This is a genomic window from [Actinomadura] parvosata subsp. kistnae (genome assembly GCF_900323885.1).
Lineage (GTDB): Bacteria > Actinomycetota > Actinomycetes > Streptosporangiales > Streptosporangiaceae > Nonomuraea > Nonomuraea composti.
The window spans coordinates 1,751,326-1,777,861 of the sequence record NZ_OOHJ01000022.1 but is presented as its reverse complement, the minus strand read 5'-3'; the positions used below and the strand labels follow the sequence as shown (position 1 = coordinate 1,777,861).

Genomic DNA, 26,536 nt, shown 5'->3' with positions numbered 1-26,536 from the left:
CGCGAGGTCCTGGCCGCGGCCGTGGCGGCCGCCACGAGCGTCAACGACGTACTCGACCGGCTGGGGATATCGCGCAGCGGCGGCGCCCATTCTCATATCAGCCGCCGCATCAAGTCTTTCGGCCTCGACACCTCGCATTTCCTCCAGGCCGAGCGCCGGCCGAGCCCCTTGCCGCGGTTCGACCGCGACACGCTGGTTCGTGCCGCCGACGGGGCGCGGAGCATGCGCGAGATCCTGCGGCGCCTCGGGGCGGCGGAGAGCGAGCGGTCGCGTGACAGCGTCCGCAGGCAGCTCGACACGTACGGCATCACCGCGCCGAGCGGCTATCAGCGCATCCGGATCGAGGAAGCCGAGCTCAGAGCCGCGGCCGAGGCGTCACGGTCGGTCGCGGCCATGATCCGCCACCTCGGCCTGCCGGTCACCGAGCAGAACCGGCGCAGGGTCCTGCGCGCGATGGCCCGGCACGGCCTCGACCCGGCCCACTTCGAGCGGCGGCCCACCAGCGCGGAGCTGAGCAGGCCCCACAGGGATCCCGCCGCCGTCCTCGTGCGCCGTCCTCCCGGGGCGAGCCGCACGCCGGGAGTGGTCCTGCGGCGTGCGTTGAGCGCGCTCGGCGTGCCCCCGCTCTGTACGAAGTGCGGAGTCGGCGGAATCTGGCAAGGAGAGCCACTGACACTCGAAGTCGACCACATCAATGGCGACCCACTGGACAATCGCCGGGACAATCTGCGACTGCTGTGCCCGAACTGTCACTCGCAAACCGCGACATTCGCCGGGCGAAACCGGGGCCGAGCCGGTGCACAGGGGTGCGGGCGGGGGGACTCGAACCCCCACAGTGTCTCCACCAACAGGACCTAAACCTGCCGCGTATGCCATTTCGCCACGCCCGCGCCTCCCGCCGCAGCGGGCTGGACACAGTTTAGCGCTCCATATGCGAGCCGGAGGCGTTTGTGATGACGAGAACAGGGCCCTCCAGGGAAAGGAGGGCCCCGCGGTGTTCAGGACAGGCCGAGCTTCTTCTTGAGCGAGGCCACGTGCCCCGTGGCCTTCACGTTGTAGAGCGCCTGCTCCACCTTCCCGTCGGCGTCGATGACGAAGGTCGAGCGGATGACCCCCACCATCTCCTTCCCGTACAGCTTCTTCGGGCCGTACGCGCCGTACGCCTGGTGGACGGTCAGGTCGGGGTCGGACAGCAGCGGGAAGGTCAGGGCGTCGCGCTCGGCGAACTTGGCCAGCTTCTCCGGCTTGTCCTTCGACACGCCGAGGACGACGAAACGCTCGGCGGTGAGCTGGGCGAGGTTGTCGCGGAAGTCGCAGGCCTGCTTGGTGCAGCCGGGAGTCATCGCGGCGGGGTAGAAATAGAGGATCACCCGCTTGCCGCGGTAGGTGTCGAGCGAGATGGTGCCGCCGTCGGCAGCGGGTAGCGTGAACTCGGGCGCGGCGTCGCCCGGTGTGAGTCTGGTCTCGGTCAATGGGCCCTCCTGGGTTCTTCCCGCCAACCTACCGGCCCGGCCGTTGTGCCGGACGGCGCGCCGACCTGACAGACTGATCAGGACCAGAACGGACGGAGCCCGCTCGGCACGCGGTGCGGGGCACGCACGCGTACGGTCGAAAGGAGAGCCATGGCTGACACCGATCCCGACGAGCTGGAGCGGCGGATCGCGCGGACCCGCGCGGAGTTGGCGCAGACGGTCGACGCCATTGCCGACCGGGTGAGCCCCAAGCGGGTCGCCGAGCGCACGGTGGCCGACGTCAAGAGCAGGGCGGGGCATTTCGTGGCGTCCGTGGGTGACGCGCTCGGGGTGACGCCGCGGCCGGTCGAGTACGGCGACGATCAGGAGCGGGTGTGGGAGGAGGAGCGGCCCGAGCTGGGGCCGCTGCTCATCGGGGTCGGCGCGGTGCTGGTCGTGGGGGCGGCCATCGTGCTGTGGCGGCGCCGCCGCAAGCGCCTCTAAGGGGATGCGCGTCAGCTGCTGAGGGTGCGTCCGAGGGCTGATGGCGCGTCGGAGGGCTGATGGTGCATTGGAGGGCTGATGGTGCGTCGGAGGGCTCATGGTGCGTCCGAGGGCTGACGTGCGTCAGAGGAACGTGCGGCCTTCGCCGCGGTACGTCGGGAGCGACTCGGTCACGGTGTCGCCGTCCACGAGGTGCAGCGCGTCGAAGTGCTCGCACAGCTCGCCCGCCTTGGCGTGTCTGAACCACACGCGGTCGCCGATCCGCAGGTCGTCGGCGGCGGGGCCGAGCAGCGGCGTCTGCACCTCGCCCGCGCCTTCCTCGGGCGCGTAACGCAGGCCGGCCGGCAGGTACGGCTGGGGCGCCCGCGCCGGGCCGGCCGGGCCGGAGGCGATGTAGCCGCCGCCGAGCACGGTCACCGCGCCGGGGCGGGGCGGCGCACCACGGGCAGGGCGAACATCGCGGCCGGGCGCCCGGTGAAGCGGCGGTAGAAGTCGAACAGCCGCGGATGGAAGAGGCCGGAGCCCGCCGCCAGCTCCGTGACGGCCTTCTCGCGGGTGGTGAGGTCGACGGAGCCGGTGCCGCCGCCGTTGACGAACTCGAGGTCGGCGTGCCGGCGCACGGCGTTCACGACGCGGCCGCGGCGCAGGACGAGCTCGCGCGCCGACAGGGTCTGCATGATCCTGATGAGGCGGGCGCGGGCGGCGTTCGCGGGCGGGGCGTCGCCGACGCCGGCGATCTGCGCCTCGTACGCCAGCAACCCCACCAGCCGGAAGCCCGGCCGTTTGGCGACGGCGGCGGCCAGGTCGGCGGCCTCGTGCGGCTCGCGGACGGGGGAGCGCAGCGCGCCGATCCGGCGGCCGAGGGCGACGTAGGCGGCGTCGATGTCGAGGCAGAGCCGCAGCTCGGCACGCGGGTGCACGCCGCTGACGGCGGCCTCGACATAGTCGAGGTGGGCGGGCGAGTCGATGGTGACGGTGACGCGCCCGGCGGCGCGGGCGTCCCCGGCGAGGGCGGCGAGCGCGTGCCGGTCGGCGGTGGGGTAGGCGACGAGGATGTCGGTGAAGCCGTTCGCGGCCAGCCAGAGGGCTTCGGGCAGCGTGTACGCCATGACGCCGCGGAAGCCGTCCATGGCCAGGATGCGTTCGAGCAGGGGCCGGCTGCGGACGGACTTGCTGGCCACCCTGATGGGCTTGCCGGCGGCCCGGCGGACGAGGTCGGCCGCGTTGGCGCGCAGGGCGGCGAGGTCGACGATCGCGAACGGTGGTTCGAGGGCCGCTGTGGCGCGGTCGTAGCGCTGGCCGTCATCCATACCGGCAGCGTAACCGCATAACGGGCAAAAGAACATGAGGGTTGTTCGCGTTTGCTGCCGTCCCCGTAATGTTCGGGCAAATCGGCGGCGAGGGTGCGGTTCAGGCCATGCGCCCTCCATGTACGTCTGTCGTTGTGATGACCACGCTTCAGCAGATACTGCCCGGCGCCGTCGTCGCCCCTCGGGACACCGGGCTGCGACGGGCGAGCAGGGTGCTCAGGCCGGCCCGCACCCTCCCGGGAGCCCTGGTCGCGCTCACGCTGACCGCCGGGCTTGGGGCGACCGCGGCCGAGGTGGTGTCGGCGCTGCTCGGCGCGCCGCTCGGCTGGGTCCCGGTGGACGAGGCGGTGGCGCTCGCCGGCCGGACCACCTGGCAGGACACCGCCTCCGTGGCCCTGCTGCCGGTGGTGGCGGGCACGCTGATGCTGCTGCTCGCGATCGTGCCGGGCCGCTGCACGCTGGTGCCGGTGGAGACGTCCGACCCGCTGATCGTCATCGGCATCACCCGCTCCGGCCTGCGCCGCACGCTGTGCGCGGCGGCGCAGCAGGTGGCGGGCGTGGACAAGGCTCGCGTACGCCTGCGCCGCCGCACCATCGAGGTCACGGTCACGACCGGCGCCGAAAGCTCCGGCCAGATGCTCAGGCAGGTCGGCACGGCCGTGGGCGACCGCCTGGCCGGCGTGGGCACGCTGGGCACCGGCGAGGTCGTGGTCCGCCTGCGCAGGAGGGGCGCCTGATGTCTTACTGGAGGATCCGGTGATGCGCCAGTACGCAGGCCACCGCGTCGGCCTGGCCGCCGTCGGGGCGACGCTGCTGGGCGCCGGGGTCTACGCGTGGCTGCGCGGCCATGACCGCTTCTTCGGCCTGCCGCCCACCGCCAAGCTCCTGCCCGCCCCGGCGCACAAGGCGCTGGCGGAGGACCCGTGGCCGTTGTGGTTCCTGGCGCTCGGCCTGCTGCTCCTCGCCATGATGACGCTGCGCTGGCTGCTGGTCGGCCTCGGCTGGGGCCGCCGCGGCACCCACAACGGCACGGGCACGGCCATGCTGTTCGTCGGGCTCAAGGGCGTGGACGGGCTGAGCAGGACGGGCGTCCGGGTCGCCGGGGACGGCCTGCGCATCGGCCTGTCCTGCCCGGCGGCGGCCGACGTGGGCGCGGTGGTCAGCAAACTGGACCAGGACATCGTGGGCCGCATCCGCCGCGAGGTCCGCGACGACGAAACCCCCACGGTCGTACGGCTGCACGTACGGCGTTGAGCGCTGCCGGCGGCGTCCTCAGCACTCGATCACGTTGACCGCGAGCCCGCCCCGTGACGTCTCCTTGTACTTGTCGAGCATGTCCCGCCCCGTGTCCCGCATCGTCTTGATGGCCTTGTCCAGGGCCACGTAGTGGCGGCCGTCGCCGCGCAGCGCGATCCTGGCGGCCGTGATGGCCTTGTTGGAGGCGACCGCGTTGCGTTCGATGCAGGGGATCTGGACGAGGCCGCCGATCGGGTCGCAGGTCAGGCCCAGGTTGTGCTCGATGCCGATCTCGGCGGCGTTCTCGACCTGCTCGGGCGTGCCCCCGAGCACCTCCGTGAGGGCGGCGGAGGCCATGGAGCAGGCGGAGCCGACCTCGCCCTGGCAGCCGACCTCGGCGCCGGAGATGGAGGCGTTCTCCTTGAACAGCACGCCGATCGCCCCGGCCGTCAGGAGGAAGCGGACCACGCCGTCGTCGTCGGCGTGCGGGACGAAGCGGGTGTAGTAGGTGAGGACAGCGGGGATGATGCCGGCGGCGCCGTTGGTGGGGGCGGTGACGATGCGGCCGCCGGCGGCGTTCTCCTCGTTGACGGCCAGGGCGAACAGCGTGACCCAGTCCATGGCCTGCAGCGGGTCCTTCTCCGCGGGCTCGGTCTGGAGGCGGCGGTAGAGCTGGTTGGCGCGGCGCTTGACCTTCAGGCCGCCGGGCAGCACGCCTTCGCTGGAGATGCCGCGGCGCACGCACTCGGACATGACCCGCCACAGGTTGAGCAGGCCCTGGCGGATCTCCTCCTCGCTGCGGCCGAAGGCCATCTCGTTCTGCAGCATGAGGGCGGAGATCGACAGGCCGGTGTTCGAGCAGTGCTTGAGCAGCTCCTCGCCGGTGGTGAACGGGTAGGGCAGCACGGTGTCGTCGGCCTTGATGCGGCCGGCGCCGGTGGCCTTCTCGTCCACCACGAAGCCGCCGCCGACGGAGAAGTACACCTTCTCGCGCAGCCGCTCGCCGGAGGCGTCGTAGGCGGTGAAGCGCATGCCGTTCGGGTGCTCGGGAAGGGTGATCTTGCGTTCGAAGACGAGGTGCTCGCCGACGACGAAGGGGATCTCGTGGGTGCCGTACAGCTTGACGGTGCCCGACTCGCGCATGGCGGCGATGCGGGCGTCGACGGTGTCGACGTCCACAAGCTCGGGCTTCTCGCCGGACAGGCCGAGCAGGACCGCCTTGTCGCTGCCGTGGCCCTTGCCGGTCAGGCCGAGCGAGCCGTACAGGATGGCCTCGACGCGGGCGACCCGCTCCAGCAGGCCGTCCTCGTGCAGGGCCCGGACGAACTTGTGCGCGGCGGCCATCGGGCCGCCGGTGTGCGAGCTCGACGGGCCGATGCCGATCTTGAAGAGGTCGAAGACGCTGATCGCCATTGATGTGCGCCCTTCATGAGAGGCCGGGGCCCGCGCGGGGCCCCGGCGGACAGATCAGGACTCGCCTGAGGTGAGAGCGGTGTACTCCTCGGGCGAGAGCAGGTCCTCAGGGTCGCCTTCGACGCGCACCTTGAACATCCAGCCCTCGCCGTACGGGTCGCTGTTCACGAGGCTGGGGTCGTCGACGACGGCCTGGTTCACCTCGGTGATCTCGCCCCCGACCGGGGAGTAGATCTCGTTCACGGACTTGGTCGACTCCACCTCGCCGACGGAGTCGCCCTGCTCGACGTTCGCGCCGACCTCGGGGAGCTGCACGTAGACGACGTCACCAAGGGAGTCGGCGGCGAACGCCGTGACGCCGACCGTCACGGTGGTGCTGTCTTCCAGCCCGGCCACCCACTCGTGCTCCTTGGTGTAGCTCAGGTCGTCAGGGATGTTGCTCACTTGTTCCTCCTGTAAAAGGGCAGCTCGACCAGGTCCATAGGTTCATGGCTGCCCCGGATGTCCACAGCCAGGCCTGAATCGGCGCCGGTGTCCACGTAGGCCATCGCGATGGGCTTTCCCAGGGTCTGGGAAGGCGCACCGCTGGTGACCTCGCCGACGACGGCGCCGTCCTTGGTGACCGGGTAACCGTGGCGCGGCACCCGGCGGGTCCGCGCGACCAGGCCGACGAGCCTGCGTCGCGGCTGGTCGTCCTTGACCGCCTCGAGCGCAGACCTGCCGACGAAGTCACCCGGCTTGTCGAATTTCACCACCCTGCCCAGCCCCGCGTCGAACGGGGTGAGCTGCGCGCTCAGCTCGTTGCCGTACAGCGGCATGCCGGCTTCGAGCCTGAGCGTGTCGCGGCTGGACAGGCCCGCGGGCTTGAGCCCGTACGGCTCCCCGGCGGCCGTGAGCGCGTGCCACAGTGGCACGGCGTCCTCGTTGGCCACGAACAGCTCGAACCCGTCCTCGCCGGTGTACCCCGTGCGGGCGATGAGCGCCTGCCGGCCGTCCACCTGGCCGGGCAGGCCGGCGTAGTACTTGAGCCCGGCGAGGTCGGCGTCGGTGAGCGTGGCGAGGATCTCCTGGGAGCGCGGGCCCTGGACGGCGATGAGCGCGTACTCCGCCGACCGGTCCGTCACGACCGTCTCGTACGGCTTGGCCCGCTCCCGCAGCTCCTGCGCGACCTTCTCGGAGTTCGAGGCGTTGGCCACGACCATGAACTCCTCGTCACCGAGCCGGTAGACGATGAGGTCGTCGAGGACGCCGCCCCGCTCGTTCACGATCATGGTGTATCTGGCGCGCCCGGGTGCGAGCGCCGACAGGTGCCCGACCAGCGCGTAGTCCAGCGCTTCGCCGGCCTGGGGGCCGGTCAGGAAGATCTCGCCCATGTGGGAGAGGTCGAACAGCCCGGCCGCCTCGCGGACGGCCCGGTGCTCCGCGGACTCGCTGCCGTACCGCAGCGGCATGAGCCATCCGGCGAAGTCGGTGAGCGTGGCGCCGAGGCTCTCGTGAACGTCTCGTAGCGGTGTCGGTCGGGACATTTGTCGCACCTCAGGACAGGAGTGGATGCCAGCATCCTCCCCCTCTGTCATCGATGCCTGAGAGCTTCACCCGACTTTTGCCGGACTTTCACCTTCGGCGAGGCCCCATGGGCCTGCTTTCCAGAGGACACCTCGTCCGCGCGGTCCTTTGCCTTGAGAGGTTCGCGGGGAGGGCTTGCTCCTTCAGGGACCCTGACCGGCTGTCAGGGCACTCTCCCGCGCGGTTTCGTCGGTGATGTCCGTCAGCCTAGTGCCGTTACGGGGCTGTTGTCGCGTTCTGGGCCGTACGGGATCGGGCGCCGTCAGCACGCCTGGACGAGCGCCTCGAACAGAGCGTGCTCCTCGGCCGCCTCGGGGTGCCACTGCACGGCCATGGTGAACGCTCCCGACGCGCTCTCCACGGCCTCGATCGTGCCGTCGGCGGCGGTGGCGGTGACCGTCAGGCCGGGGGCGAGGCGGTCCACCGCCTGGTGGTGGTAGTGCGCGACCGCCACAGGCTCCGCGCCCAGCACCTTGGCCAGCCGGGTGCCGGGGACGGGGGTGACGGGCAGGTGCCCGAAGCGGCCCGGCCCCGGGCAGTGGTCGGTGTGGCCGACCAGGTCAGGCAGGTGCTGGTGGAGGCTGCCGCCGAGGGCCACGTTGAGCACCTGGAGGCCGCGGCAGATGCCCAGGAACGGCAGCCCGGCGTCGAGGGCCGCCGCCAGCAGGGCGAACTCCGCCTCGTCCCGAAATTTCCGGACGTAGCCGCTGCGCTCGTGCGGCTCCGCGCCGTACCTCGCCGGATCGATGTCACCGCCCCCGGCCAGGATCAGCCCGTCGAGGCGGGTGACCAGCCCGGCCGGCGCGCCGGCCGGCGGCAGCAGCACCGGCTGACCGCCCGCCCGCACCACCTGCTCCACGTACGAGTACGGCAGCAGCGCCGCCCGGGTGTCCTGCCACACCGTGAACGAGGCGGTCTCGACGTAGGACGTGATGCCGATGACGGGGCCCACGACCGTCCTCCCTCCTAGAGCGGCGTGACGTAGGCACCGGAGATGCCGCCGTCCACCAGGAACTCGCTGGCCGTGATGAACGAGGCGTCGTCGCTGGCCAGGAACGCCACCGCGGCCGCGATCTCCGACGCCTCGGCGAAGCGGCCCACCGGAACGTGCACCAGCCGCCGCTGCGCCCGCTCGGGGTCCTTGGCGAACAGCTCCTGCAGCAGCGGCGTGTTCACCGGGCCCGGGCACAGGGCGTTGACCCGGATGCCCTCCCTGGCGAACTGCACGCCCAGCTCCCGCGACATCGCCAGCACCCCGCCCTTGGAGGCGGTGTAGGAGATCTGCGAGGTCGCCGAGCCCATGACGGCCACGAACGACGCGGTGTTGATGATCGAGCCCTTGCCCTGCCGGCGCATGTACGGGATGGCGTGCTTGCAGCACAGGTAGACGCTGGTCAGGTTCACCTCCTGGACACGGCGCCAGGCGTCGAGGCCGGTCTCCAGGATCGAGTCGTCGTCGGGCGGCGAGATGCCGGCGTTGTTGAAGGCGATGTCCACGCTGCCGTAGGTGTCGTGCGCCGTCGCGAACATGCGCACGACGTCGTCCTCGCTGGTGACGTCGGCCTTGACGAACAGGCCGCCCACCTCGGCCGCGGCCTTGACGCCCGCCTCCTCGTCGATGTCCGCGCAGACCACCCTGGCGCCCTCGTCGGCGAAGCGGCGGGCCGTGGCCAGCCCGATCCCGCTGCCGGCGCCGGTGATGACCGCCACCCGATCCTGCAACCGCTGCACTGTCACTCCCAGGAGATGAAGACGTTCTTGGTCTCGGTGAACGCCGCGAGCGCGTCAGGGCCGAGCTCCCTGCCGAGGCCGGACTGCTTGAAGCCGCCGAACGGGGTCCAGTAGCGGACCGAGGAGTGGGAGTTGACCGACAGGGCTCCCGACTCGACGGCCCTGGCCACGCGCAGCGCCCGGCCGACGTCGCGGGTCCAGATGGAGCCGCTCAGCCCGTACGGGGTGTCGTTGGCGATCCGTACGGCCTGCGCTTCGTCCTCGAACCTGACCACCGACACGACCGGCCCGAAGATCTCCTCGGTGAACGCGCGGTCGGTGACCTCGGGGGTCAGGACGGTCGGCGGGAACCAGTAGCCCTTGCCCTCGGGGCAGGAGCCCTGGAGGTGGGGGGCGCCGTCGACGAAGCCGCGGACGCGTTCGAGGTGCTCGGCACTGATCAGGGGGCCCATCTCGGTGGCCTCGTCGAGGGGGTCGCCGACCTTGACGCCGCGGACGGCCTCGGCCAGGCGCTCCATGAACGCGTCGTACACGCTGGACTGGACGAGGATCCTGGAGCGAGCGCAGCAGTCTTGCCCGGCGTTGTCGAACACCGCATAAGGCGCGGTTTTGGCCGCTTTTTCGAGATCCGCGTCGGCGAAAACGATATTTGCGGACTTGCCGCCCAGCTCCAGCGTCAGCCGCTTCACCTGACGCCCCGCCTTCGCGGCGATCTCCTTGCCCACCTCGGTCGAGCCGGTGAACACGATCTTGGCGACGCCGGGATGCTCCACCAGGCGGGCTCCCGCGACCTCCCCTACCCCAGGCAGAACCTGGAGCACCCCCTCGGGGAGGCCCGCCGCCAGGGCCAGCTCTGCCAGCCTCAGCGCGGTCAGCGGAGTCCACTCGGCCGGCTTCACGATCACCGTGTTACCCGCCGCCAGGGCCGGAGCCACGCCCCACATCATGATCACCATGGGGAAGTTCCACGGCACGATGATCCCCACCACGCCCAGCGGCTCCTGGAAGGTGACGTCCACGCCGCCGGGCACCGGGATCTGCTTGCCGTGGTTGCGCTCGGGCGCGCCCGCGTAGAAGTGCAGCACGTCGCGGACGTTGCCGGCCTCCCACCGGGCGTTGCCGATGGTGTGCCCGGCGTTGGCCAGCTCCAGGCGCGCCAGCTCCTCGCCGTGCTCGTCCACCAGATCGGCGAACCTGCGCAGCAGCCGCGCCCGTTCGCCCGGCGCCACCTCCCGCCAGGCCGCCTGCGCCCTCCTGGCACGCTCCACGGCCCGATCGACCTCGGTCGCGTCGGCGAGCTCGACGTCGGCGATCACTTCCTCCGTCGCCGGGTTGACGATCTTCATGCGTTCCCGTCACATCCGCTCGAAACCACGGAGCAGCTCCCGTCACATCCGCTCGAAACCACGGAACAGCTCCCAATCCGTCACCGCCGCGTCGAAAGCGGCCAGCTCCACCCGCGCGTTGTTCGCGTAGTGCGCCACGACGTCGTCGCCGAACGCCTCCCTGGCCAGCTTCGACCCCTCGAACAGCGCCAGCGCGTCACGCAGCGTGTGCGGCACGGTCTCGGCGCCCGAGTCGTAGGCGTTGCCCTCGTACGGGTCCTCCAGCGGCAGCTCCGCGTCGATGCCGTACAGACCGGCCGCGACCAGCGCCGACACCGCCAGGTACGGGTTCACGTCGCCGCCCGGCACCCGGTTCTCCACCCGCAGCGAGCTGCCATGGCCCACCAGCCGCAGCGCGCACGTCCGGTTGTCCACGCCCCACTTGACGGCCGTGGGGGCGAAACTGCCGGGCACGTACCGCTTGTAGGAGTTGATGTTGGGGGCGTACAGGAGGGTCAGCTCCCGCAGGCACGCGAGCTGGCCCGCGACGAAGCGCGCCCCCAGCGGCGACAACCCGAACGGGCCGTCGCCCGCCATCACCAGGTCCCCCTCCACGCTGCGCAGCGAGATGTGAATGTGGCAGGAGTTGCCCTCACGCTGGTTCGGCTTGGCCATGAACGTGATCGACCGGCCCTCCTGGGCGGCGATCTCCTTCGCGCCGGTCTTGTAGATGACGTGGTTGTCGCAGGTGCGCAGCGCCTCGTCGTAGCGGAAGGCGATCTCGTGCTGGCCCAGGTTGCACTCGCCCTTGGCGGACTCCACGTACAGGCCCGCCCCCTCCATCTCGCGCCGCACCCGCCGCAGCAGCGGCTCGACGCGGGCCGTGCCGAGCAGGGAGTAGTCGACGTTGTAGAGGTTCGCGGGCGTCAGGTCGCGGTACGCGCGCCGCCACGCGTCCTCGTAACTGTCGTCGTAGACCACGAACTCCAGCTCCGTGCCGACGTACGCGGCCAGCCCCCGGTCGGCCAGGCGGGCGAGCTGCCTGCGCAGGATCTGGCGCGGGGACGCGGTCACCTCGCCGCCGCCCTCCCACGCCAGGTCGGCCATCAGCAGCGCGGTGCCCTCGTGCCAGGGCACCCGGCGCAGCGTGCCGAGATCGGGCTTCATCACGAAGTCGCCGTACCCGCGATCCCAGGACGACATCTCGTAACCCTGGACGGTGTTCATGTCGACGTCGACCGCGAGCAGGTAGTTGCAGCCCTCGGAGCCGTGGTGCAGCACCTCGTCGAGGAAGTACCGCGCCGACAGCCGCTTGCCCTGCAACCGGCCCTGCATGTCGGCGATCGCCAGGAGCACGGTGTCGATGCGGCCCGCCGCCACCTCGTCGCGCAGCTCGGCGACGGACAGGAACCCGGTGCTCGCTCGATCGTCCACGCTGCGCAGCTCCGATCTGGACTGAAGCGCTTTCCCGTTAATTGGGCTAGTCTCAGACCATTGATCAGCATGGCGGGATCGCTTGTCAAGACCTGAGGACACCTTGGACGAGTCGGCGCGTTTGATGACGGTGCTGCGCCCGGTCAGGGCCGGCAACGCCTTCGAGGAGACCGTGGAACGGCTGCTCCAGGCCATCAAGCTGGGCGTCGTCCCGCCCGGGCACAAGCTGCCCCCCGAGCGCGAGCTCGCCGTCCAGCTCGGCATCAGCCGCGTGACGCTGCGCGAGGCCATCCGCGCCCTGTCGGAGGCGGGCTACCTCGACGTGCGGCGCGGCCGCTACGGCGGCGCGTTCGTCACCTACGTCCCGCCCACCCCCGACGCCGGCGACCTGCGCCAGGCCGTCAACAAGATGGGCACGGCCGAGCTGTCGGACGCCCTGACCTTCCGGCTCGCCGTCGAGTGCGGCGCCGCCCAGGTGCTCGCCTCCGCCGGCCTCCCCGACGACAAGCGGGACGTGCTCACCCGCAGGCTCGCCGAGCTCAACCAGGCCGGCCTCGACGACTACCGCCGCCTCGACACCGCCTTCCACCTGTCCATCGCCGAGCTCACCGGCTCCACCCTGCTCGCCACCACCTGCGCCGACGCCCGCTCCCGCGTCAGCGACCTGCTCAACGCCATCCCCATGCTGCAGGTCAACCTCGACCACGCCGCCGTCCAGCACCGCGCCATCGTCGACGCCATCCTCGCCGGCGACCCCGAGGCCGCCCGGCGGGCGGTCGCCGAACACCTGGAGGGCACCGCCGCCCTCTTACGTGGCTTCCTGTCCTGAGAGGCCGGGTACGTCCGCGCGGCTCGTACCATCGAAACCAGGGTCATGGGCAACTGGTTCCAGCAAAGCATCGTCGCCACGGGACGGCTCCCGCTGTTCTGCTACTTCGTCATGCTCATCGCCGCCTTCATCGCCACCCGCATCAACGTCCGCCTCATCAGGGCGAAGGTCGGCTGGTTCCGCAACGTCAACGTGGGCGAGATGCACATCCACCACGTCGTCTTCGGCGTCGTGCTGATGTTAGTCGGCGGCGTGACGCTCATCGTCTCGCCCGGCTCCCAGGTCGGCACCGCCGTCGCCGCCTCCGTCTTCGGCGTCGGCTCCGCCCTCGTCCTCGACGAGTTCGCGCTCATCCTGCACCTGCACGACGTGTACTGGGAGGAGGAGGGCCGCACCTCCGTCGACGCCGTCTTCATCGCCGTCGCCGTCACCGGCCTGCTCCTCATCGGCCTGCGCCCGCTCACCTGGAACTACGGCACCCCCGTCAACCCCGCCGCGCTCATCGTCGCCAACCTGGCACTGGCCGTCGTCACCCTGCTCAAAGGCAAGATCTGGACGGGGATGGCCGGGCTGTTCGTCCCGCCGATGCTGCTGGTGGGCGCCATCCGCCTGGCCCGGCCCGGATCGCCCTGGGCGCACTGGTTCTTCGCCAAGCAGTCGCCCCGCAAGATGGCCAAGGCGATCCACCGCGAGGAGCGGTGGCGGCGGCCGGTGATCAAGGCGAAGATCGCCTTCCAGGAGTTTCTCTCCGGGCGTCATGATCTGCCTTCCACTCGGCGCGGTCGTCGGCATACTTGAGTCATGGCACTTCCGTCGTGGTACGAGGGGCTGGACGAGAAGGTCCCCGAATCGTTGGGTGATCTTCACGGTCCGGCCGAGGGCGTCGTGGCCCTGCCGCCCCATCTGGCCTGGTCGGGGTTCACCGAGTTCGACCTCGCCAAGCCGATGGTCCGGATGGAGATGTACCGCACGGTCATCACCGCGGGGCGTCGCGTGGACTACGAGGCCTACCTGAACCCCGACCATCTCGTCTCCGACTGGCCGACGCTACGCCGAGGGCTCGGGCCGGGCTACCGGCACGCGTGGGAGAAGAAGCTGCCCCTTCGGGAGACCGCCGCCTGATGGAGTTCCCGCCCTTCCAAGAGCGGCTGCTGCACGCCGTGCTGCCCGTCTGCGACTCCTACGGCTTGGTGCTCGCCGGCGGGTACGCCATCAAAGCGCATGGCTTCACCGACCGGCCGAGCAATGATCTCGACTTCGCCACCGCCATGGACATGCCGCTGCCCGACGTCGCCCAGGGCGTTATTGGAGCGTTCCAAAATGCCGGGTTAGACGCGTCGGTCATCGAGGTCACGCCCCGGATGGGCAGGTTGATGGTGCGCGACCTCGCGACCGGCGAAACCTGCGAGTTCGACCTCCTGCGCGAGGCGCTCCAGCAGCGGCCCATCACCTGCGGAACGCTGAAGGTGCTCGGCCTCGACGACGCCGTCGGGCTGAAGATGCGCGCCGTGCACGAGCGCAGCCTCGCGCGCGACATCATCGACATCGCCGCCGTCTCCCCGCACTACTCCTACAGAGCGCTCGAACAACTCGCCGCCATGCACCACGAGTACTTCTCCGTGCACGAGCTGCTCTCCCGGCTGGAGTTCGTCGACCTCATGCCGGACGAGAACTTCGAGGCCTACGGCGTGCGCGAGGAGCAGATCAAGGAGATCCGCAGGTTCACGCAGGGCTGGATAGACGACATCAAGCTGCGGCGGGCAGACGACGGTGACGTCGACTACGACGGCGACGACGTGCCCGAGATCGACTAGGAGACCAGGTCGGCCAGGTGCCGCAGCGAATCGATCAGGTGCTCAGGGCCGAACGGCGGGAACTGGATGCGCTGCCTGATCGGCTGCGGCACCGCCGACCAGTCGTAGGTGAGCGTCACCTCCGTCTTCGACTCGTCCAGCGGCACGAGGTCATACCGCCACCACCAGCCGCCGAATCGCAGCTCGCCGTCGTCGCCCTCCGTCCCCGTCCGCCAGCCGATGGTGTGCGGCGGCTCGAAGACCTGGATCTGGTTGGCGGTCCGGTAGTCGCCGTCGGGGTGGTTGGCGTGGTGCATGTTCATCCGGAAGACCTGCCCCGCCTCGGTCAGCGGCGCCCGGTCGACGGGCTCCCGCACCCAGCCGGTGCCGTCGATCGAGGCGTGCGTGGCCGGGTCCGCCAGTGCCGCGAACAGCTTCGCGGCGGGCGCGGCGACGGTCAAAGTGGCGTTCATGGTGTCCTGGCTCATGGTGGGCGTGCTCCCTTGCCGTTCTGTATCGGGGTCCTCTCAGGCATATGGACCAGGCAGGGGAGCGGAAGGCATCGGTCGGGCGGGTCAGAGGGCGGCCACCGAGCGGAGGGCCAGGCCCGCGCCCAGGAGGACGACCATGGCGGCCGTTCCCAGCGGGGCCAGGCCCGAGAGGCGGGCGGCCAGGCGGCGGCCGGTCGAGGCGCGGCGCTCCAGGCGGTCCACGAGCTTGACCAGGAGCAGGCCCGTGACGGTGAGGGTGGCGGCCATGCCGATCCCGTACGCGGTCACCAGCGCCACGCCGAACCACGTGCGGCCGAGGGCGATCGCGCCCAGCAGGACGATGAGGGCCGAGGGGCTGGGGACGAGGCCGCCCGCGATCCCGAGGCCGATCAGGCCGGCTCGTTGGGCGGGGGCGGCGTTCTCATGCCCGTGGCCGTAGCCGGGCGCGTGACCGTGGCCATGCCCGTGCCCGTGCCCATGACCGTGACCGTGGCCTTGGGGGGAGGGGCGGCGGAGGTTGAGGAGGAGGCGCAGGCCGATGGCGGCGATCAGGACGCCGCTGGCCACCCCCAGCCAGGCCAGCACCGACTCCCCGGCCAGCGCCGTGAACGCCGTCAGCAGCAGCCCCACCACCAGCACCCCCGCCGTGTGCGTGGCCGTCACCGTCGCGCCCACCACCAGGGCGTCGCGCGGGCGGCCGCGGCGGCCCGCCAGGTACGCCGCCATGATGGTCTTGCCGTGCCCGGGGATGAGCGCGTGCCCGGCCCCGAGCACCACGGCCAGCCCCACCGCCAGCAGCCCGAGCGGGAGCGTCAGCGCGTCCGAGCCGATGAGGCCCGTGAACGTGCGGTCCAGGGCGGACAGCGCCTCGCCGACGGGGCCGCCGACCTCGATCCCGAGCCCGCTTCCCCCAGCGGGCGGGCCTGTCGTGGAAGGGGTGCCCAGGGCGGGCCCGGCGGCCGTGAAGGTGGCCGCGCGCTGGTCGAGCGGGTCCGCCAGCAGGTCCTGCGGGTAGGCGCGCAGCTCCTGGCTGACGCTCGTCGCGGGCACCGAGGAGCCGGTCAGGCGCACGCCGTCGCCGGTCGCGGTGATCTCCCGCCAGCCGATCCTGTCCTGGTCGAACCCGTCGGTGAACCTCACGGCCCCCGAGGCGCGAACTTCCGCCACGAGCTCGCAGGACAGGCGGCTGGTCCGCAGGCCCCCCTCGCCGGAGGCGTAGGCGAAGGCGGCGGTGCGCACGCGCCACGGCACCACCCGGCCGGACACCTCCAGCCGCTGGGCCCGCGCCAGGGCGGCGCAGCGGCGGGCCGCGTAGCCGGCGTCCACCTGCGCCTTGGCCTGGAGGGTGGGCAGCTCGGCCAGGTCCTCGACGGCGTGGTTGGTGATCCGGCCGGGAGAGACGCGCAGGCCGTTGTAGTGGTTGACGGTGAAGCGCCCCAGCGGGTGCACCGCGGTCTCTGCCTGGGCGGGGCCCGTGAGCAGGACCGTCGTGCCCAGCGTGAGGAGCAGGATGAGGGGGAGCAGTCTCATGAGAACCTCGCCAGGGCCGGCAGCGTCGGGTCGAAGTCGGGGTCCACGCGAGCGGAGCGGCCGAGGGCCCGCTCGATCCTGGCGCGGTGGTAGGTGATGAGCGGGTTCTGCCAGCCGGTGGCGGTGGCCTGCTTGGCGTACCGGAGGGCCTGGGCGGGCTTGCCCGCCTTGAACAGCGCCCACGCGAGGGCGTCGGCGGCGACGAGGTTGGGGTTGCGGGCGTACTCGGCCCTGGCGTGCACGACGGCCTGCGCGGGGTCGCCGTGGTCGGCGAGGAACTCGGCCCACGTCAGGTCGTCGCGCACGCCGGCGGCCTGGAAGAGCTTGCGCTGGACTTCGAGCAGCGTCCAGTCGGCCCGCCGCCCGGCCTTGATGCGGGTCTCGCCCTGCTCGATGAGGTACTGGGGCAGGGGGAGCCGCTGGACGACGGTGTCGTACAGGTCGAGGGCCTCGGTGAGGCGGCCGGCGAGCGCGGCGGCCCTGGCCTGGCCGGCGAGGGCGGGCGTGTAGGCGGGGTAGGCGCGCAGGGCCTTGGCGTACCAGTCGGAGGCGGTCTTCAGGTCGCCGGCGTGCAAAGCCAGCTCGCCCAGGTAGTAGCGGCTGTAGGCGAGGTCGGCCGGCGACCAGGCGTCGGCGTGGGCGTATTCGAGGTACTTACGCGCTTCGTCCCGGTCGCCGCGCAGCTCGGCCGCGTAGGAGGCGCGGGCGAAGGCGGCCACGCCGGGGCGCAGGCCCAGCATCCGGTCCACGGCCTCCTTGGCGCCCTTGAGGTCGCCGAGCTGCGTTCTGGCGTCGGCGAGGATGCCGTAGGCGGGGGCCCCGTACGGGTTGGCGTCGATGGCGCGCCGCGCCAGGCGGACGGCGTCGGCGAAGTCGTGGCGGCCGGCGGCCAGCGCGGCCTGGCCGGTCAGGACGGTGTCGTCGCGGCCGTTGAGCTTGGCGGCGGTGGCCAGCGCGCCTTCGGCCTTGGTGTAGTAGGCGGGGTCGCCGGTGACGCGGGCCTGGTCGACGTACTGGAGGCCGAGCTCGGCCCAGGCGCGGTAGTCGCCGGGCAGGCGCCTGAGCCGCTCCTGGAGCGTCTCGCGGTGCGGCTGCCCGGCCGCCGGCGGGGTCGCGGGTGCGGAGGTGAAGGAGACGATCGTGAAGAGTGCCGCCCCGACGAGGGCGATGCCGGCGAAGATCGCGAACGCGCGCATGGGCACAGGCTCCAGAGCTGGGAGTGGGGCCGGCCGGCCGTGACGGGGAGCACGGCCGGCCGGCCCTGGTGTGGCGGCAGACGATGGGAGACGGGTGGTCTGCCGCCGGGGGAGGACCGGCCGGCTTGGAGAGAGGGAACCGGCCGGTCAAGGGTCATCGCTGGTTGACGGCCACGTTGCTGGGCAGCGGGATGTACGGGAACGTCTTGTCGAAGGGCTTGTCGTTCGCGTCCACCTTGTCGGTCAGGCCGGGGATGAGCTTGCCGCTCTGGGCGGCGCCGGCCACGGCCTGCAGCTCGATGTCCACGACGTCGTCGGAGAGCCGGCGGCCGTTCGGGAAGCCCTGGAGGTCGCCGCCGAGGACGCCGAGCCGGTTCGGGTCCTTGGTGACCGGGATCGACATGTTCAGCCGCAGCTGCTCGGAGCCGCGCTGCTTGCCGGCGTCCTTGTTGAGCGACTGCGCGTTGAGGTCGGCCTTGATGGGGCCGTTGTTCTTGGCGAGGCCGGTCAGGAAGATCTGCACCAGGTCGTTGCGCGGGGTCGCGGGCGCCTTGATGCCGTAGAAGGTCTCGAGGAGCCTGGCCAGCTCGGGGTTGGTGACCCGGTTGACCAGTGCCTTCACGTCCGCGTCCTGCGACGGGTCGAGGGCGTTGTAGGCGTCCTTCATGCCGGCGGCCGCCACCAGCTCGTTCACCAGCGGGTTGCACAGGCGGGAGACCTGCACGTACGAGCTGCCGTTGAACTTGTCGGTGGTGGAGCAGACGCCGATGACAGGGTTGCGCTTGGGGTCGCCCTTGAGCGCGAGGTCGGCCTGGGGCACCTGGAGGGCCACGGTGTTGACGTTGTAGCCCTTCAGCGTGTCCTGGCCGACTTCGGACAGGTCGCCGCCGTAGAGCAGGTCGAAGGCCCGCAGGTCGAGGAAGAAGGCCTCGTCCGACTGGCCCGCGTAGGTCTTGCCGCCGCCCGGCAGACTCTTGATGGCCTGGTTGCGCAGGGTCGCGTAGCTGGGCATGGAGGCGGCGCCGACGTTGCTGGGGGCGACGATGCCGTCGCTGACCAGGGTCTTGGAGCCGCCGGGGGTGATCCGCTTGAGCGTATAGCGCTGGCGGAAGAGCAGGTTCTCGTCGTTGAGCGAGGTGACGGGGCCGTTGTTGTAGAGGAACGTGTCGTTGCCGCGCTTGTCCTCGTTGCGGAACGTCCACTCGTACGTGATGTCGGTCTTGCCGTCACCGTCGTTGTCGATCTTTATGTTGTGCCGCGACTTCACGGCGAACGGGTAGAAGTTCGGGCCGCCGTTGGGCTCCTCGAACGGGATCCAGTTGGAGATCAAGGTCACGCTGTCGGGCTTGTCGGGGCTGACGAACGCGTACACGTCGGTGTTGTCGTGCTGCGGGTCGTTGGAGATGGCGGGGGCCTCGCGGTGTGAGGAAGCGACACCGGAATCAGTGCGGAGCACGGCCATCGACGAGGCGGCGACCGCTACGGCGAGACCGAGTCCGACCAGAGCGCGCCGGTTGATCCGGAGCTCCATGTTCGGTCCTTTCGGAAGGGCTGATCGTGACGTTCGAGGTTCCGGCCGGGTTCCTCGACGCCCTATTCGTCCGTGGGCCGCCGCCGGATGTCGGTCTCCTCCTCAAGAAGGAGGGTCAACCAAAGTTGACATACTTTGGTCGTCAATTTAGGTTGACCCTGGCATGCGGGTGCCGATCGGGGCGTCCCGTTCGTTGAGGAGAAGTTGAGCAATATCGTGAAAGGGGATGCGGTGGTCAAGGAGTTGCTCGCCTACGTCCGCCCCTACCGGAAGATCCTGGTCCTGGGCGGGTTACTGAGCCTCATCGGCTCCGCGGCGGGCCTGTCGATGCCGTTGCTGGCCAAGTACGTGGTGGACGCCTTCGGCCAGGGCGGCTCGATGGCCGGGCCGCTGATCTGGCTGACCGTGGCGGTGCTGGTCGGCGCGGTGGTCTCGGCCGGGGGAAGCTACCTGATGGAGCGCACGGGCGAGGGCATCGTGCTCGGCGCCCGGCGCCGGCTCGTGGACCGCATGTTGCGGCTCAAGGTCGCCGACGTCGACCGGCTCAAGCCCGGCGACCTGCTCTCCCGCGTCACCGGCGACACCACGCTGCTGCGCGCCGTGCTGACCAACGGCATCGTGGAGTCCGTCAGCGCCGCGTTCATGCTGGTCGGCGCGATCGTCATGATGGCGGCGATGGACGGCGTGCTGCTGCTGGTCACGCTGCTGATCGTGGCGCTGATCGGCGGGCTGGTCGCGCTCATCATGCCGCGCATCCAGCGGGCGCAGTCGCACGCCCAGGAGGCCGTGGGCGAGATGGGGGCCGTGCTGGACCGGGCGCTGCAGGCGTACCGGACGGTCAAGGCCAGCGGCGCGGAGGAGCGGGAGATCGGCGTGGTCGCCGAGGCCGCGACGCGCGCCCGCGACCGCGGGCTGCAGGTCGCCGGCTGGACGTCGCTCGCGGGGGTGGCGACGTGGATGGCGGTGCAGATCGCGTTCCTGGCCGTGCTGGCGGTGGGCGGCGCGCGGGTCGCCTCCGGCACGCTGGAGGTGTCGTCGCTGATCGCGTTCCTGCTGTACCTGTTCTACCTGGTGCCGCCGATCGGGCAGCTCGTCCAGGGCGGGGTGCAGCTCCAGCAGGGGCTGGCCGCGATGAAGCGGATCAAGGAGATCGAGGAGCTGCCGGCCGAGCCGGTGAGCGTCGCGGCGCCGCGCGACGGGCGGCCGGCCGGCGTGCGCTTCGAGGACGTCGTCTTCCGGTACGGCGACGACCGGCCCCTGGTGCACGACGGCGTGAGCTTCGAGGTGCCGCCGGGCGGCCTGACCGCGCTGGTGGGGCCGTCGGGGGCGGGCAAGTCCACGGTGTTCGGGCTGCTGGAGCGCTTCTACGACCACCAGTCCGGCACCATTCTGGTGGACGGGCGGGACATCCGCGACTGGCCGCTGGCCGAGCTGCGCGCCGCGCTCGGCTACGTCGAGCAGGACGCGCCCGTGCTGGCCGGCACGCTGCGGGAGAACCTGCTGTTCGCCGCCAAGGACGCCACGGAGGAGGAGCTGCGCGCGGCGATCGCGCGGACGCGGCTCGACGACCTCGTGGCCCGGCTGCCCGAAGGGCTGGAGACGCCGGTCGGGCACCGGGGCGTGCTGCTGTCGGGCGGCGAGCGGCAGCGCGTGGCGATCGCCAGGGCGCTGCTGCGCAAGCCCAGGCTGCTGCTGCTCGACGAGGCCACCTCGCAGCTCGACGCGGTCAACGAGCTGCGGCTGCGCGAGGTCGTCGCCGAGGTCGCGCGGGAGACGACGGTGCTGGTCATCGCGCACCGCCTGTCCACGGTGACGGGCGCCGACCGGATCGTGGTCATGGAGGGCGGCGGCGTGCGGGCCGTGGGCACGCACGACGAGCTGGTGGGCGGCGACGAGCTGTACCGGGAGCTGGCGGCCACCCAGTTCCTGGTGAGCGGCTGAGCATCCCCCGCGGCCGGCATTCCGGGTTAGTCTCTCCGTGAATGGGTTCATTCACGGAGAGGACCACCGATGAGCAGGACCGTCCGCGCCCCGCGAGGCACCACGATCACCGCGAAGGGCTGGCCGCAGGAGGCCGCGCTGCGCATGCTCCAGAACAACCTGGACCCCGAGGTGGCCGAGCATCCCGAGCAGCTGGTCGTCTACGGCGGCTCGGGCCGGGCGGCGCGCGACTGGCCGTCGTTCGACGCGCTGGTCAGGACGCTGACCACGCTGGAGGGCGACGAGACGCTGCTGGTGCAGTCGGGGCGCCCCGTGGGCGTCTTCCGCACCCATGAGTGGGCGCCCCGGGTGCTCATCGCCAACTCCAACCTGGTGCCCGACTGGGCGACGTGGGAGGAGTTCCGCCGGCTGGAGGCGGCCGGCCTCACCATGTACGGGCAGATGACCGCGGGCTCCTGGATCTACATCGGCACCCAGGGCATCCTCCAGGGCACCTACGAGACGTTCGCCGCCGTGGCCGCCAAGCGCTTCAACGGCACGCTCGCCGGGACGATCACGCTCACCGCCGGGCTCGGCGGCATGGGCGGCGCCCAGCCCCTGGCCATCACCATGAACGGCGGCGTGGCCATCTGCGTCGACTGCGACCCGCGCTCGGTCGCCCGCCGCATCGAGCACCGCTACCTCGACGTCGAGGCGGCCTCGCTGGACGAGGCGCTGCGGCTGGCGTACGAGGCCCGCGACGCCCGCAGGCCGCTGTCGATCGGCGTGGTCGGCAACGCCGCCGAGGCCGTGCCCGACCTGCTGGCGCGCGGCGCCGAGATCGACATCGTCACCGACCAGACCTCCGCCCACGACCCGCTGATGTACCTGCCGCTCGGCGTCGCCTTCGAGGACATGGCGGCCGAGCGCGACAAGGACCCGGCCGGCTTCACCGAGCGCGCCCGCACGTCGATGGCCAGGCACGTTGAGGCCATGGTCGGCTTCAAGGACGCGGGGGCGGAGGTGTTCGACTACGGCAACTCCATCAGGGGCGAGGCGAAGCTGGCCGGCTACGCGCGCGCCTTCGACTTCCCCGGCTTCGTGCCCGCCTACATCAGGCCGCTGTTCTGCGCCGGCAAGGGCCCGTTCCGGTGGGCCGCGCTGAGCGGCGACCCGGCCGACATCGCCGCCACCGACCGGGCGATCCTGGAGCTGTTCCCCGAGAACGAGGCGCTGGCCAGGTGGATCACCAAGGCAGGGGAGAAGGTGCACTTCCAGGGCCTGCCGGCGCGCATCTGCTGGCTCGGCTACGGCGAGCGCGACGTCGCCGGCGAGCGCTTCAACGACATGGTCGCCTCCGGCGAGCTGCAGGCCCCGATCGTGATCGGCCGCGACCACCTCGACAGCGGCTCCGTCGCCTCCCCCTACCGCGAGACCGAGTCGATGGCCGACGGCTCCGACGCGATCGCCGACTGGCCGCTGCTCAACGCCATGCTCAACACCGCCTCCGGCGCCGCCTGGGTCTCCATCCACCACGGCGGCGGCGTCGGCATCGGCCGTTCCATCCACGCCGGCCAGGTGACGGTGGCCGACGGCACGGCCCTGGCCCGCGAGAAGCTCAACCGCGTGCTCACCAACGACCCCGGCACCGGCGTCATGCGGCACGTGGACGCGGGCTACGAGGAGGCGGCGCGCGTCGCCGACGACAAGGGTGTACGTATTCCGATGCGGGAGTCGTGACTCTGCAACGGGATGAGAATGCCGGGTACGCGGCGTTGGAGGTGGCGTGGCGGACGGATATCACGGTGGGCTCGACGTGCTCCTGGATGGCCGGAGGCTGTCGCCCGTACAACGCAGGATCGCGCACTACCTCACCGAGCACCTGGATGAGGCCATCTTCCTGTCCAGCGTGGAGCTGGCCGAGCGGGCGGGCGTCAGCCAGCCCTCCGTGACCAGGTTCGCCATGGTGCTGGGGTTCGGCGGCTACCCCGAGCTGCGCCAGGCGCTGCGGCCGCTGGTGCTCGGCGGTGGCGTGGAGGCGCCGCAGGAGAACCTGCTGCGCGGCGCGATCGACTGCGAGATCCGCAACCTCGCCCTGGTCAGGGAGCGGCTGGCGGCGTTCCCGCTCAAGGAGCTGGGCGAGCAGCTGGCCGCCACCGAGCCGCTGCCGGTGCTCGGGCTGCGCGTCTCGTGCGGGCTGGCCACCACGTTCGCGTACTATGCCCGGCGCATCCACCCCGACGTGCGGCTGCTCACGCACGGCGGCTCCGAGCTGGTCGACGGGCTGCACGCGGCCCGGCGGGCCGGGGCCGAGTGGCTGGTGGCCGTCGTGTTGCCGCGCTACCCGGCCGAGGCGCTGCACGGGCTGGAGTACGCCGAGAAGCTGGGCCTCAGGGTGGCCGCCATCACCGACAAGTCCGACTTCCCCGCCGAGATCGTGCTGGACGCGCCCGTGGGCGACCGGCTCGTGTTCGACTCGCACGCGGCGCCGCTCGCGCTGGCCATGGCCCTGGTGGAGGCCATGGCCGACGCGGCGCCGCTGCGCACCCAGGCCAGGCTCGACGAGTACGAGCGGATGACCGAGGAGACCGGCACGTTCCTACCCGGGGGCCTACCCGGCGATCTTGCTTAGCGAGCGCATCGACCACATCGTGGTGAGCACCGCCAGCACGACGAACACGCCGAACGCGATCGGGATCGACGCGTCCCCCAGCCGCCCGTCGAACAGCGCCCGCCCCGCCTCGACCGCGTGGTAGAGCGGGTTGGCGGGCGCGAGCAGCTTCATCCAGTCGGGCGCGAACGAGATCGGCACGAACAGCCCGGCCAGCAGCATGATCGGCAGCATGAACAGGTTGAGCGTCTGCGACATGCCGTTCTCGTCCCGCACGGTCAGCGCCAGCCCCTGCGACAGGCCCGAGGCGAACAACCCGGTCGCGGCCATGAGCAGCAGCACCAGCACCAGCTCCACGGCCCCGATCCGCACGCCCATGGCGATGGCCACGACGAGCACGAGCACCGCCTGGAGGACCAGCACCACCATGTCCTTGGCCACCCGGCCGAGCACGATGGCCGGCCGCCAGGCGGGGCTGACGGCGTAGCGCTCCAGCGAGCCGTTGCGCAGCTCGGCGATCAGGCCGAAGCCGGAGAACAGCGACCCGAACACGGCGATCATCATCATGGACGCCGGCGTGAACATGCGCAGCGCCTCCACCGTCGTGCCGCCCGGCGTCATCGTCTTCAGCAGCGGCGCGAACATCAGCAGGTACAGCACCGGCTGCATGATCCCGAACAGCGGCCAGACGGGGTTGCTGAACGACTTGCGCAGCTCGTAACCGGTGAACAGGAGGGTGTGGCGGATCATGCGTCGCCTCCGGTAGTGCGAAGGGTGTGGCGGGTCATGCGTCGCCTCCGGTAGTGCGAAGGGCGTGGCGGGTCATGCGTCGGCTCCCGCGTCGCGAAGGGTGCGGCCGGTCTTGGCCAGGAAGACATCGTCCAGTGTGGAGCGGTCGAGGGCGATGGAGCTGAGGCCGAGCCCCCGCTCCTCCAGCGCGCGCAGCAGGACGGGCAGCGTGTGCTCGCCGTCGTCCACGTAGACGCGCAGCAGGTCGTCGTCCACGCGGGTCTCGCGGGCCAGCGGCTCGACCGTCTCGGCCGCGCGCTCCGGCTCGTCCACCCTGAGCGTGATCACGTCGCCCGAGACCTCGCGCTTGAGGTCGGACGGGGTGCCCTCGGCCACGACCAGGCCGTGGTCCACGATCATCAGCCGGTCGCACAAGGCGTCGGCCTCGTCGAGGTAGTGGGTGCTGAGCAGCACGCTCGTGCCCGCCTCGCGCAGCTGCCTGATGCGCTCCCACAGGTTGGCGCGGTTCTGCGGGTCGAGGCCGGTGGTGGGCTCGTCGAGGAAGAGCAGCGGCGGGTTGTGCACGAGCCCGATGGCGATGGCCACGCGCCGCTTCTGCCCGCCCGACAGCGTACGGCCGGGCCGGTCGGCCAGCTCGGTCAGGTCGAAGCGCTCCAGCACCTCGGCGGTCGCCCGCCCCGGGTCGGGGACGGCGTGGATCCTCGCCGCCATCATGATCTGCGCCCGCGCGCTGGTCGTGTCCTCCACCCCGCCGGCCTGGCTGACGTAGCCGAGGTTGCGCCGCACGCCGGCGGGCTCCTTCAGCAAGTCGTGGCCCGCGACGGTGGCCGTGCCCGCGTCGGGGGCGATCAGCGTGGACAACATCCTGATCGTGGTGGTCTTGCCCGCGCCGTTCGGCCCGAGCACCCCGAAGATCTCACCCTTCTTCACCTCGAGGTCCACGCCGCGCACGGCCTCGACGGTCTGGGTGCCTTTCCTGCTCCTGGTGGTGAACGTCTTGCGCAGGCCCTGCGCCTCGATGATCATCATGCTCCTTGGGTCGCTGGGGGGTCGCCTTCGGTGCAGCCGGTCGAGCCGGGCCATCCTGCCACGCGACCCGGCCGATATCTCCTGCTTTTTCGGGTGGTGCGGCGGGCTTTCTGGGCGGTGCGGCGGGTTTTTCCGGGTGGTGCGGCGCGATCAATAAGCTCCTCCTATGACTGATCGACCGAAGGCGCTGGTCACAGGCGCCTCCAGAGGTGTCGGCGCGGCCGTCGCCAGGGCGCTGGCCCCCACCCACGACGTGCTGCTCGGCGGCCGGGACGAGGTCGCGCTCGCGGCGCTGGCCGCCGAGCTGCCCGGCTCCCGGCCCTGGCCGGTGGAGCTGACCCGGGTCTCGGCGGCCGACGTCGAAGGCGTCGAACGGCTCGACGTCCTCGTGCACAGCGCCGGGATCAGCGTGCTGGGCCGCATCGCCGACCAGGGCGCCGACGTGTGGCGGCGCACGATGGAGGTCAACGTCATCGCGGTCGCCGAGCTGACCCGGCTGCTGCTGCCCGCGCTGCGGCGGGCCGGTGGCCACGTCGTGTGCGTCAACTCGGGCGCGGGGCAGCGGGCCAACCCAGTCTGGGCGTCGTACGCGGCCAGCAAGTTCGCGCTCAAGGCGTTCGCCGACGCGCTGCGGCTGGAGGAGCCCGCGCTCCGCGTCACCACCGTCTACCCCGGCCGGATCGCCACCGACATGCAGCGCGGCGTACGTGCCTTCGAGGGAGGCGCGTTCGAGCCCGAGAAATACCTCGAACCGGAAACCGTGGCCAGGGCGGTGCTGGCCGCCGTCATGGCCGGGCCCGACGCGCACCTCACCGAGCTGACCCTGCGCCCCAGAGGAGGGCCGGTCAACTAAAAGTGAATGGATCCATTCACTAGAGTTGGCTGC

Annotated in this window: 26 protein-coding genes, 1 tRNA gene, 2 pseudogenes and 2 riboswitches; of the genes and pseudogenes, 12 read left to right on the top strand and 17 right to left on the bottom strand. The window is 71.3% G+C overall.

Features of this window, described 5'->3' with window-relative positions:
• Positions 1-326: 326 nt before the first annotated feature.
• The gene (locus KIS93_RS66575) at positions 327-575 is read right to left on the bottom strand and encodes a hypothetical protein (RefSeq protein WP_230465536.1); all 249 of its coding nucleotides are present in this window, start codon (positions 573-575) and stop codon (positions 327-329) included.
• Here KIS93_RS66575 and KIS93_RS66570 point away from each other — a divergent pair.
• Positions 547-747 (top strand): annotated as a pseudogene (locus KIS93_RS66570) (HNH endonuclease); the annotation flags it as partial. The gene KIS93_RS66575 and the pseudogene KIS93_RS66570 overlap by 29 nt on opposite strands.
• A gap of 60 nt (positions 748-807) precedes the next feature.
• On the opposite strand, the gene KIS93_RS50785 reads toward KIS93_RS66570, so the two are convergent.
• A tRNA-Leu gene (locus KIS93_RS50785) sits at positions 808-890 on the bottom strand.
• Between the two features lie 108 nt (positions 891-998).
• The gene (gene bcp, locus KIS93_RS50780; RefSeq protein ID WP_080042425.1) at positions 999-1,472 is read right to left on the bottom strand and encodes a thioredoxin-dependent thiol peroxidase; all 474 of its coding nucleotides are present in this window, start codon (positions 1,470-1,472) and stop codon (positions 999-1,001) included.
• 150 nt (positions 1,473-1,622) lie between these two features.
• On the opposite strand from bcp, the gene KIS93_RS50775 reads away from it, so the two are divergent.
• Entirely contained in the window at positions 1,623-1,955 is a 333-nt protein-coding gene (locus KIS93_RS50775; protein WP_080042424.1) for a DUF3618 domain-containing protein, read from the top strand.
• A gap of 123 nt (positions 1,956-2,078) precedes the next feature.
• Here KIS93_RS50775 and KIS93_RS50770 read toward each other — a convergent pair.
• Positions 2,079-3,265: pseudogene (locus KIS93_RS50770) on the bottom strand (amino acid deaminase/aldolase).
• A gap of 137 nt (positions 3,266-3,402) precedes the next feature.
• Here KIS93_RS50770 and KIS93_RS50765 point away from each other — a divergent pair.
• Both KIS93_RS50765 and KIS93_RS50760 read left to right on the top strand, forming a co-directional pair.
• Positions 3,403-4,002, top strand: coding sequence for a DUF6286 domain-containing protein (locus KIS93_RS50765; RefSeq protein WP_080042422.1), 600 nt, complete (start codon positions 3,403-3,405; stop codon positions 4,000-4,002).
• A gap of 22 nt (positions 4,003-4,024) precedes the next feature.
• Complete coding sequence (locus tag KIS93_RS50760) at positions 4,025-4,519, top strand: hypothetical protein (protein WP_080042421.1); 495 nt, start codon at positions 4,025-4,027, stop codon at positions 4,517-4,519.
• Between the two features lie 18 nt (positions 4,520-4,537).
• On the opposite strand, the gene KIS93_RS50755 is transcribed toward KIS93_RS50760, so the two are convergent.
• The 7 genes from KIS93_RS50755 to KIS93_RS50725 all read right to left on the bottom strand — a co-directional run bounded on the left by KIS93_RS50755 (position 4,538) and on the right by KIS93_RS50725 (position 11,970).
• Positions 4,538-5,914: an L-serine ammonia-lyase gene (locus tag KIS93_RS50755; RefSeq protein ID WP_080042420.1), complete on the bottom strand. Its 1,377-nt coding sequence runs from the start codon at positions 5,912-5,914 to the stop codon at positions 4,538-4,540.
• Positions 5,915-5,968: 54 nt separating this feature from the next.
• On the bottom strand, positions 5,969-6,358 hold the full coding sequence (gcvH, locus tag KIS93_RS50750; protein WP_080042419.1) for a glycine cleavage system protein GcvH: 390 nt from the start codon (positions 6,356-6,358) through the stop codon (positions 5,969-5,971).
• Positions 6,355-7,440 carry a glycine cleavage system aminomethyltransferase GcvT gene (gcvT, locus tag KIS93_RS50745; RefSeq protein ID WP_080042418.1) on the bottom strand — a complete coding sequence of 362 codons (1,086 nt, stop codon included), beginning with the start codon at positions 7,438-7,440 and terminating at the stop codon, positions 6,355-6,357. Before gcvT ends, gcvH begins: the two co-directional genes overlap by 4 nt.
• 34 nt (positions 7,441-7,474) lie before the next feature.
• Positions 7,475-7,571: riboswitch (glycine riboswitch) on the bottom strand.
• Positions 7,572-7,669: riboswitch (glycine riboswitch) on the bottom strand.
• A gap of 73 nt (positions 7,670-7,742) precedes the next feature.
• Positions 7,743-8,432, bottom strand: coding sequence for a gamma-glutamyl-gamma-aminobutyrate hydrolase family protein (locus KIS93_RS50740; RefSeq protein ID WP_080042417.1), 690 nt, complete (start codon positions 8,430-8,432; stop codon positions 7,743-7,745).
• Positions 8,433-8,446: 14 nt separating this feature from the next.
• Entirely contained in the window at positions 8,447-9,211 is a 765-nt protein-coding gene (locus KIS93_RS50735; protein ID WP_186404890.1) for a 3-oxoacyl-ACP reductase, read from the bottom strand.
• A 2-nt stretch (positions 9,212-9,213) separates the two neighbouring features.
• Positions 9,214-10,557: an aldehyde dehydrogenase family protein gene (locus tag KIS93_RS50730; RefSeq protein ID WP_080042415.1), complete on the bottom strand. Its 1,344-nt coding sequence runs from the start codon at positions 10,555-10,557 to the stop codon at positions 9,214-9,216.
• Between the two features lie 42 nt (positions 10,558-10,599).
• Positions 10,600-11,970: a glutamine synthetase family protein gene (locus tag KIS93_RS50725; RefSeq protein ID WP_080042414.1), complete on the bottom strand. Its 1,371-nt coding sequence runs from the start codon at positions 11,968-11,970 to the stop codon at positions 10,600-10,602.
• Between the two features lie 124 nt (positions 11,971-12,094).
• Here KIS93_RS50725 and KIS93_RS50720 point away from each other — a divergent pair, with 124 nt between their 5' ends.
• The 4 genes from KIS93_RS50720 to KIS93_RS50705 are packed head-to-tail and all read left to right on the top strand — an operon-like array spanning position 12,095 to position 14,613.
• Positions 12,095-12,799: a FadR/GntR family transcriptional regulator gene (locus KIS93_RS50720; protein ID WP_080042413.1), complete on the top strand. Its 705-nt coding sequence runs from the start codon at positions 12,095-12,097 to the stop codon at positions 12,797-12,799.
• A gap of 45 nt (positions 12,800-12,844) precedes the next feature.
• On the top strand, positions 12,845-13,597 hold the full coding sequence (locus KIS93_RS50715) for a hypothetical protein (RefSeq protein WP_080042412.1): 753 nt from the start codon (positions 12,845-12,847) through the stop codon (positions 13,595-13,597).
• 3 nt (positions 13,598-13,600) lie between these two features.
• Positions 13,601-13,921, top strand: a complete 321-nt coding sequence (locus KIS93_RS50710; RefSeq protein ID WP_080042411.1) for a hypothetical protein — start codon at positions 13,601-13,603, stop codon at positions 13,919-13,921.
• On the top strand, positions 13,921-14,613 hold the full coding sequence (locus KIS93_RS50705; protein WP_080042410.1) for a nucleotidyl transferase AbiEii/AbiGii toxin family protein: 693 nt from the start codon (positions 13,921-13,923) through the stop codon (positions 14,611-14,613). Before KIS93_RS50710 ends, KIS93_RS50705 begins: the two co-directional genes overlap by 1 nt.
• Here the strand turns inward: KIS93_RS50705 and KIS93_RS50700 are convergent.
• The 4 genes from KIS93_RS50700 to KIS93_RS50685 form a co-directional block, all read right to left on the bottom strand.
• Entirely contained in the window at positions 14,610-15,080 is a 471-nt protein-coding gene (locus KIS93_RS50700) for an SRPBCC family protein (protein WP_080042409.1), read from the bottom strand. The genes KIS93_RS50705 and KIS93_RS50700 overlap by 4 nt on opposite strands.
• Positions 15,081-15,167: 87 nt before the next feature.
• On the bottom strand, positions 15,168-16,613 hold the full coding sequence (locus KIS93_RS50695; RefSeq protein WP_155128452.1) for a nickel/cobalt transporter: 1,446 nt from the start codon (positions 16,611-16,613) through the stop codon (positions 15,168-15,170).
• Positions 16,610-17,809 carry a tetratricopeptide repeat protein gene (locus tag KIS93_RS50690; protein WP_080042408.1) on the bottom strand — a complete coding sequence of 400 codons (1,200 nt, stop codon included), beginning with the start codon at positions 17,807-17,809 and terminating at the stop codon, positions 16,610-16,612. Before KIS93_RS50690 ends, KIS93_RS50695 begins: the two co-directional genes overlap by 4 nt.
• A 154-nt stretch (positions 17,810-17,963) precedes the next feature.
• Positions 17,964-19,340 (bottom strand): DUF4331 domain-containing protein, encoded by a 1,377-nt coding sequence (locus tag KIS93_RS50685; RefSeq protein WP_080042407.1) that lies wholly within the window; start codon positions 19,338-19,340, stop codon positions 17,964-17,966.
• A gap of 204 nt (positions 19,341-19,544) precedes the next feature.
• Here KIS93_RS50685 and KIS93_RS50680 point away from each other — a divergent pair, with 204 nt between their 5' ends.
• The 3 genes from KIS93_RS50680 to KIS93_RS50670 all read left to right on the top strand — a co-directional run bounded on the left by KIS93_RS50680 (position 19,545) and on the right by KIS93_RS50670 (position 23,892).
• A complete protein-coding gene (locus KIS93_RS50680; RefSeq protein WP_080042406.1) occupies positions 19,545-21,281 on the top strand; it encodes an ABC transporter ATP-binding protein in 1,737 nt (578 codons plus the stop codon).
• A 69-nt stretch (positions 21,282-21,350) separates the two neighbouring features.
• On the top strand, positions 21,351-23,000 hold the full coding sequence (hutU, locus tag KIS93_RS50675; protein ID WP_080042405.1) for a urocanate hydratase: 1,650 nt from the start codon (positions 21,351-21,353) through the stop codon (positions 22,998-23,000).
• A 46-nt stretch (positions 23,001-23,046) separates the two neighbouring features.
• Entirely contained in the window at positions 23,047-23,892 is an 846-nt protein-coding gene (locus tag KIS93_RS50670) for a MurR/RpiR family transcriptional regulator (protein WP_080042404.1), read from the top strand.
• On the opposite strand, the gene KIS93_RS50665 is transcribed toward KIS93_RS50670, so the two are convergent.
• Both KIS93_RS50665 and KIS93_RS50660 read right to left on the bottom strand, forming a co-directional pair.
• Complete coding sequence (locus KIS93_RS50665) at positions 23,872-24,621, bottom strand: ABC transporter permease (RefSeq protein WP_080042403.1); 750 nt, start codon at positions 24,619-24,621, stop codon at positions 23,872-23,874. The genes KIS93_RS50670 and KIS93_RS50665 overlap by 21 nt on opposite strands.
• Before the next feature lie 72 nt (positions 24,622-24,693).
• Entirely contained in the window at positions 24,694-25,647 is a 954-nt protein-coding gene (locus KIS93_RS50660; protein ID WP_222107957.1) for an ATP-binding cassette domain-containing protein, read from the bottom strand.
• Between the two features lie 169 nt (positions 25,648-25,816).
• Between KIS93_RS50660 and KIS93_RS50655 the strand changes: the two genes are divergently transcribed.
• Positions 25,817-26,503, top strand: a complete 687-nt coding sequence (locus tag KIS93_RS50655) for an SDR family oxidoreductase (protein ID WP_080042402.1) — start codon at positions 25,817-25,819, stop codon at positions 26,501-26,503.
• Positions 26,504-26,536: the final 33 nt, after the last annotated feature.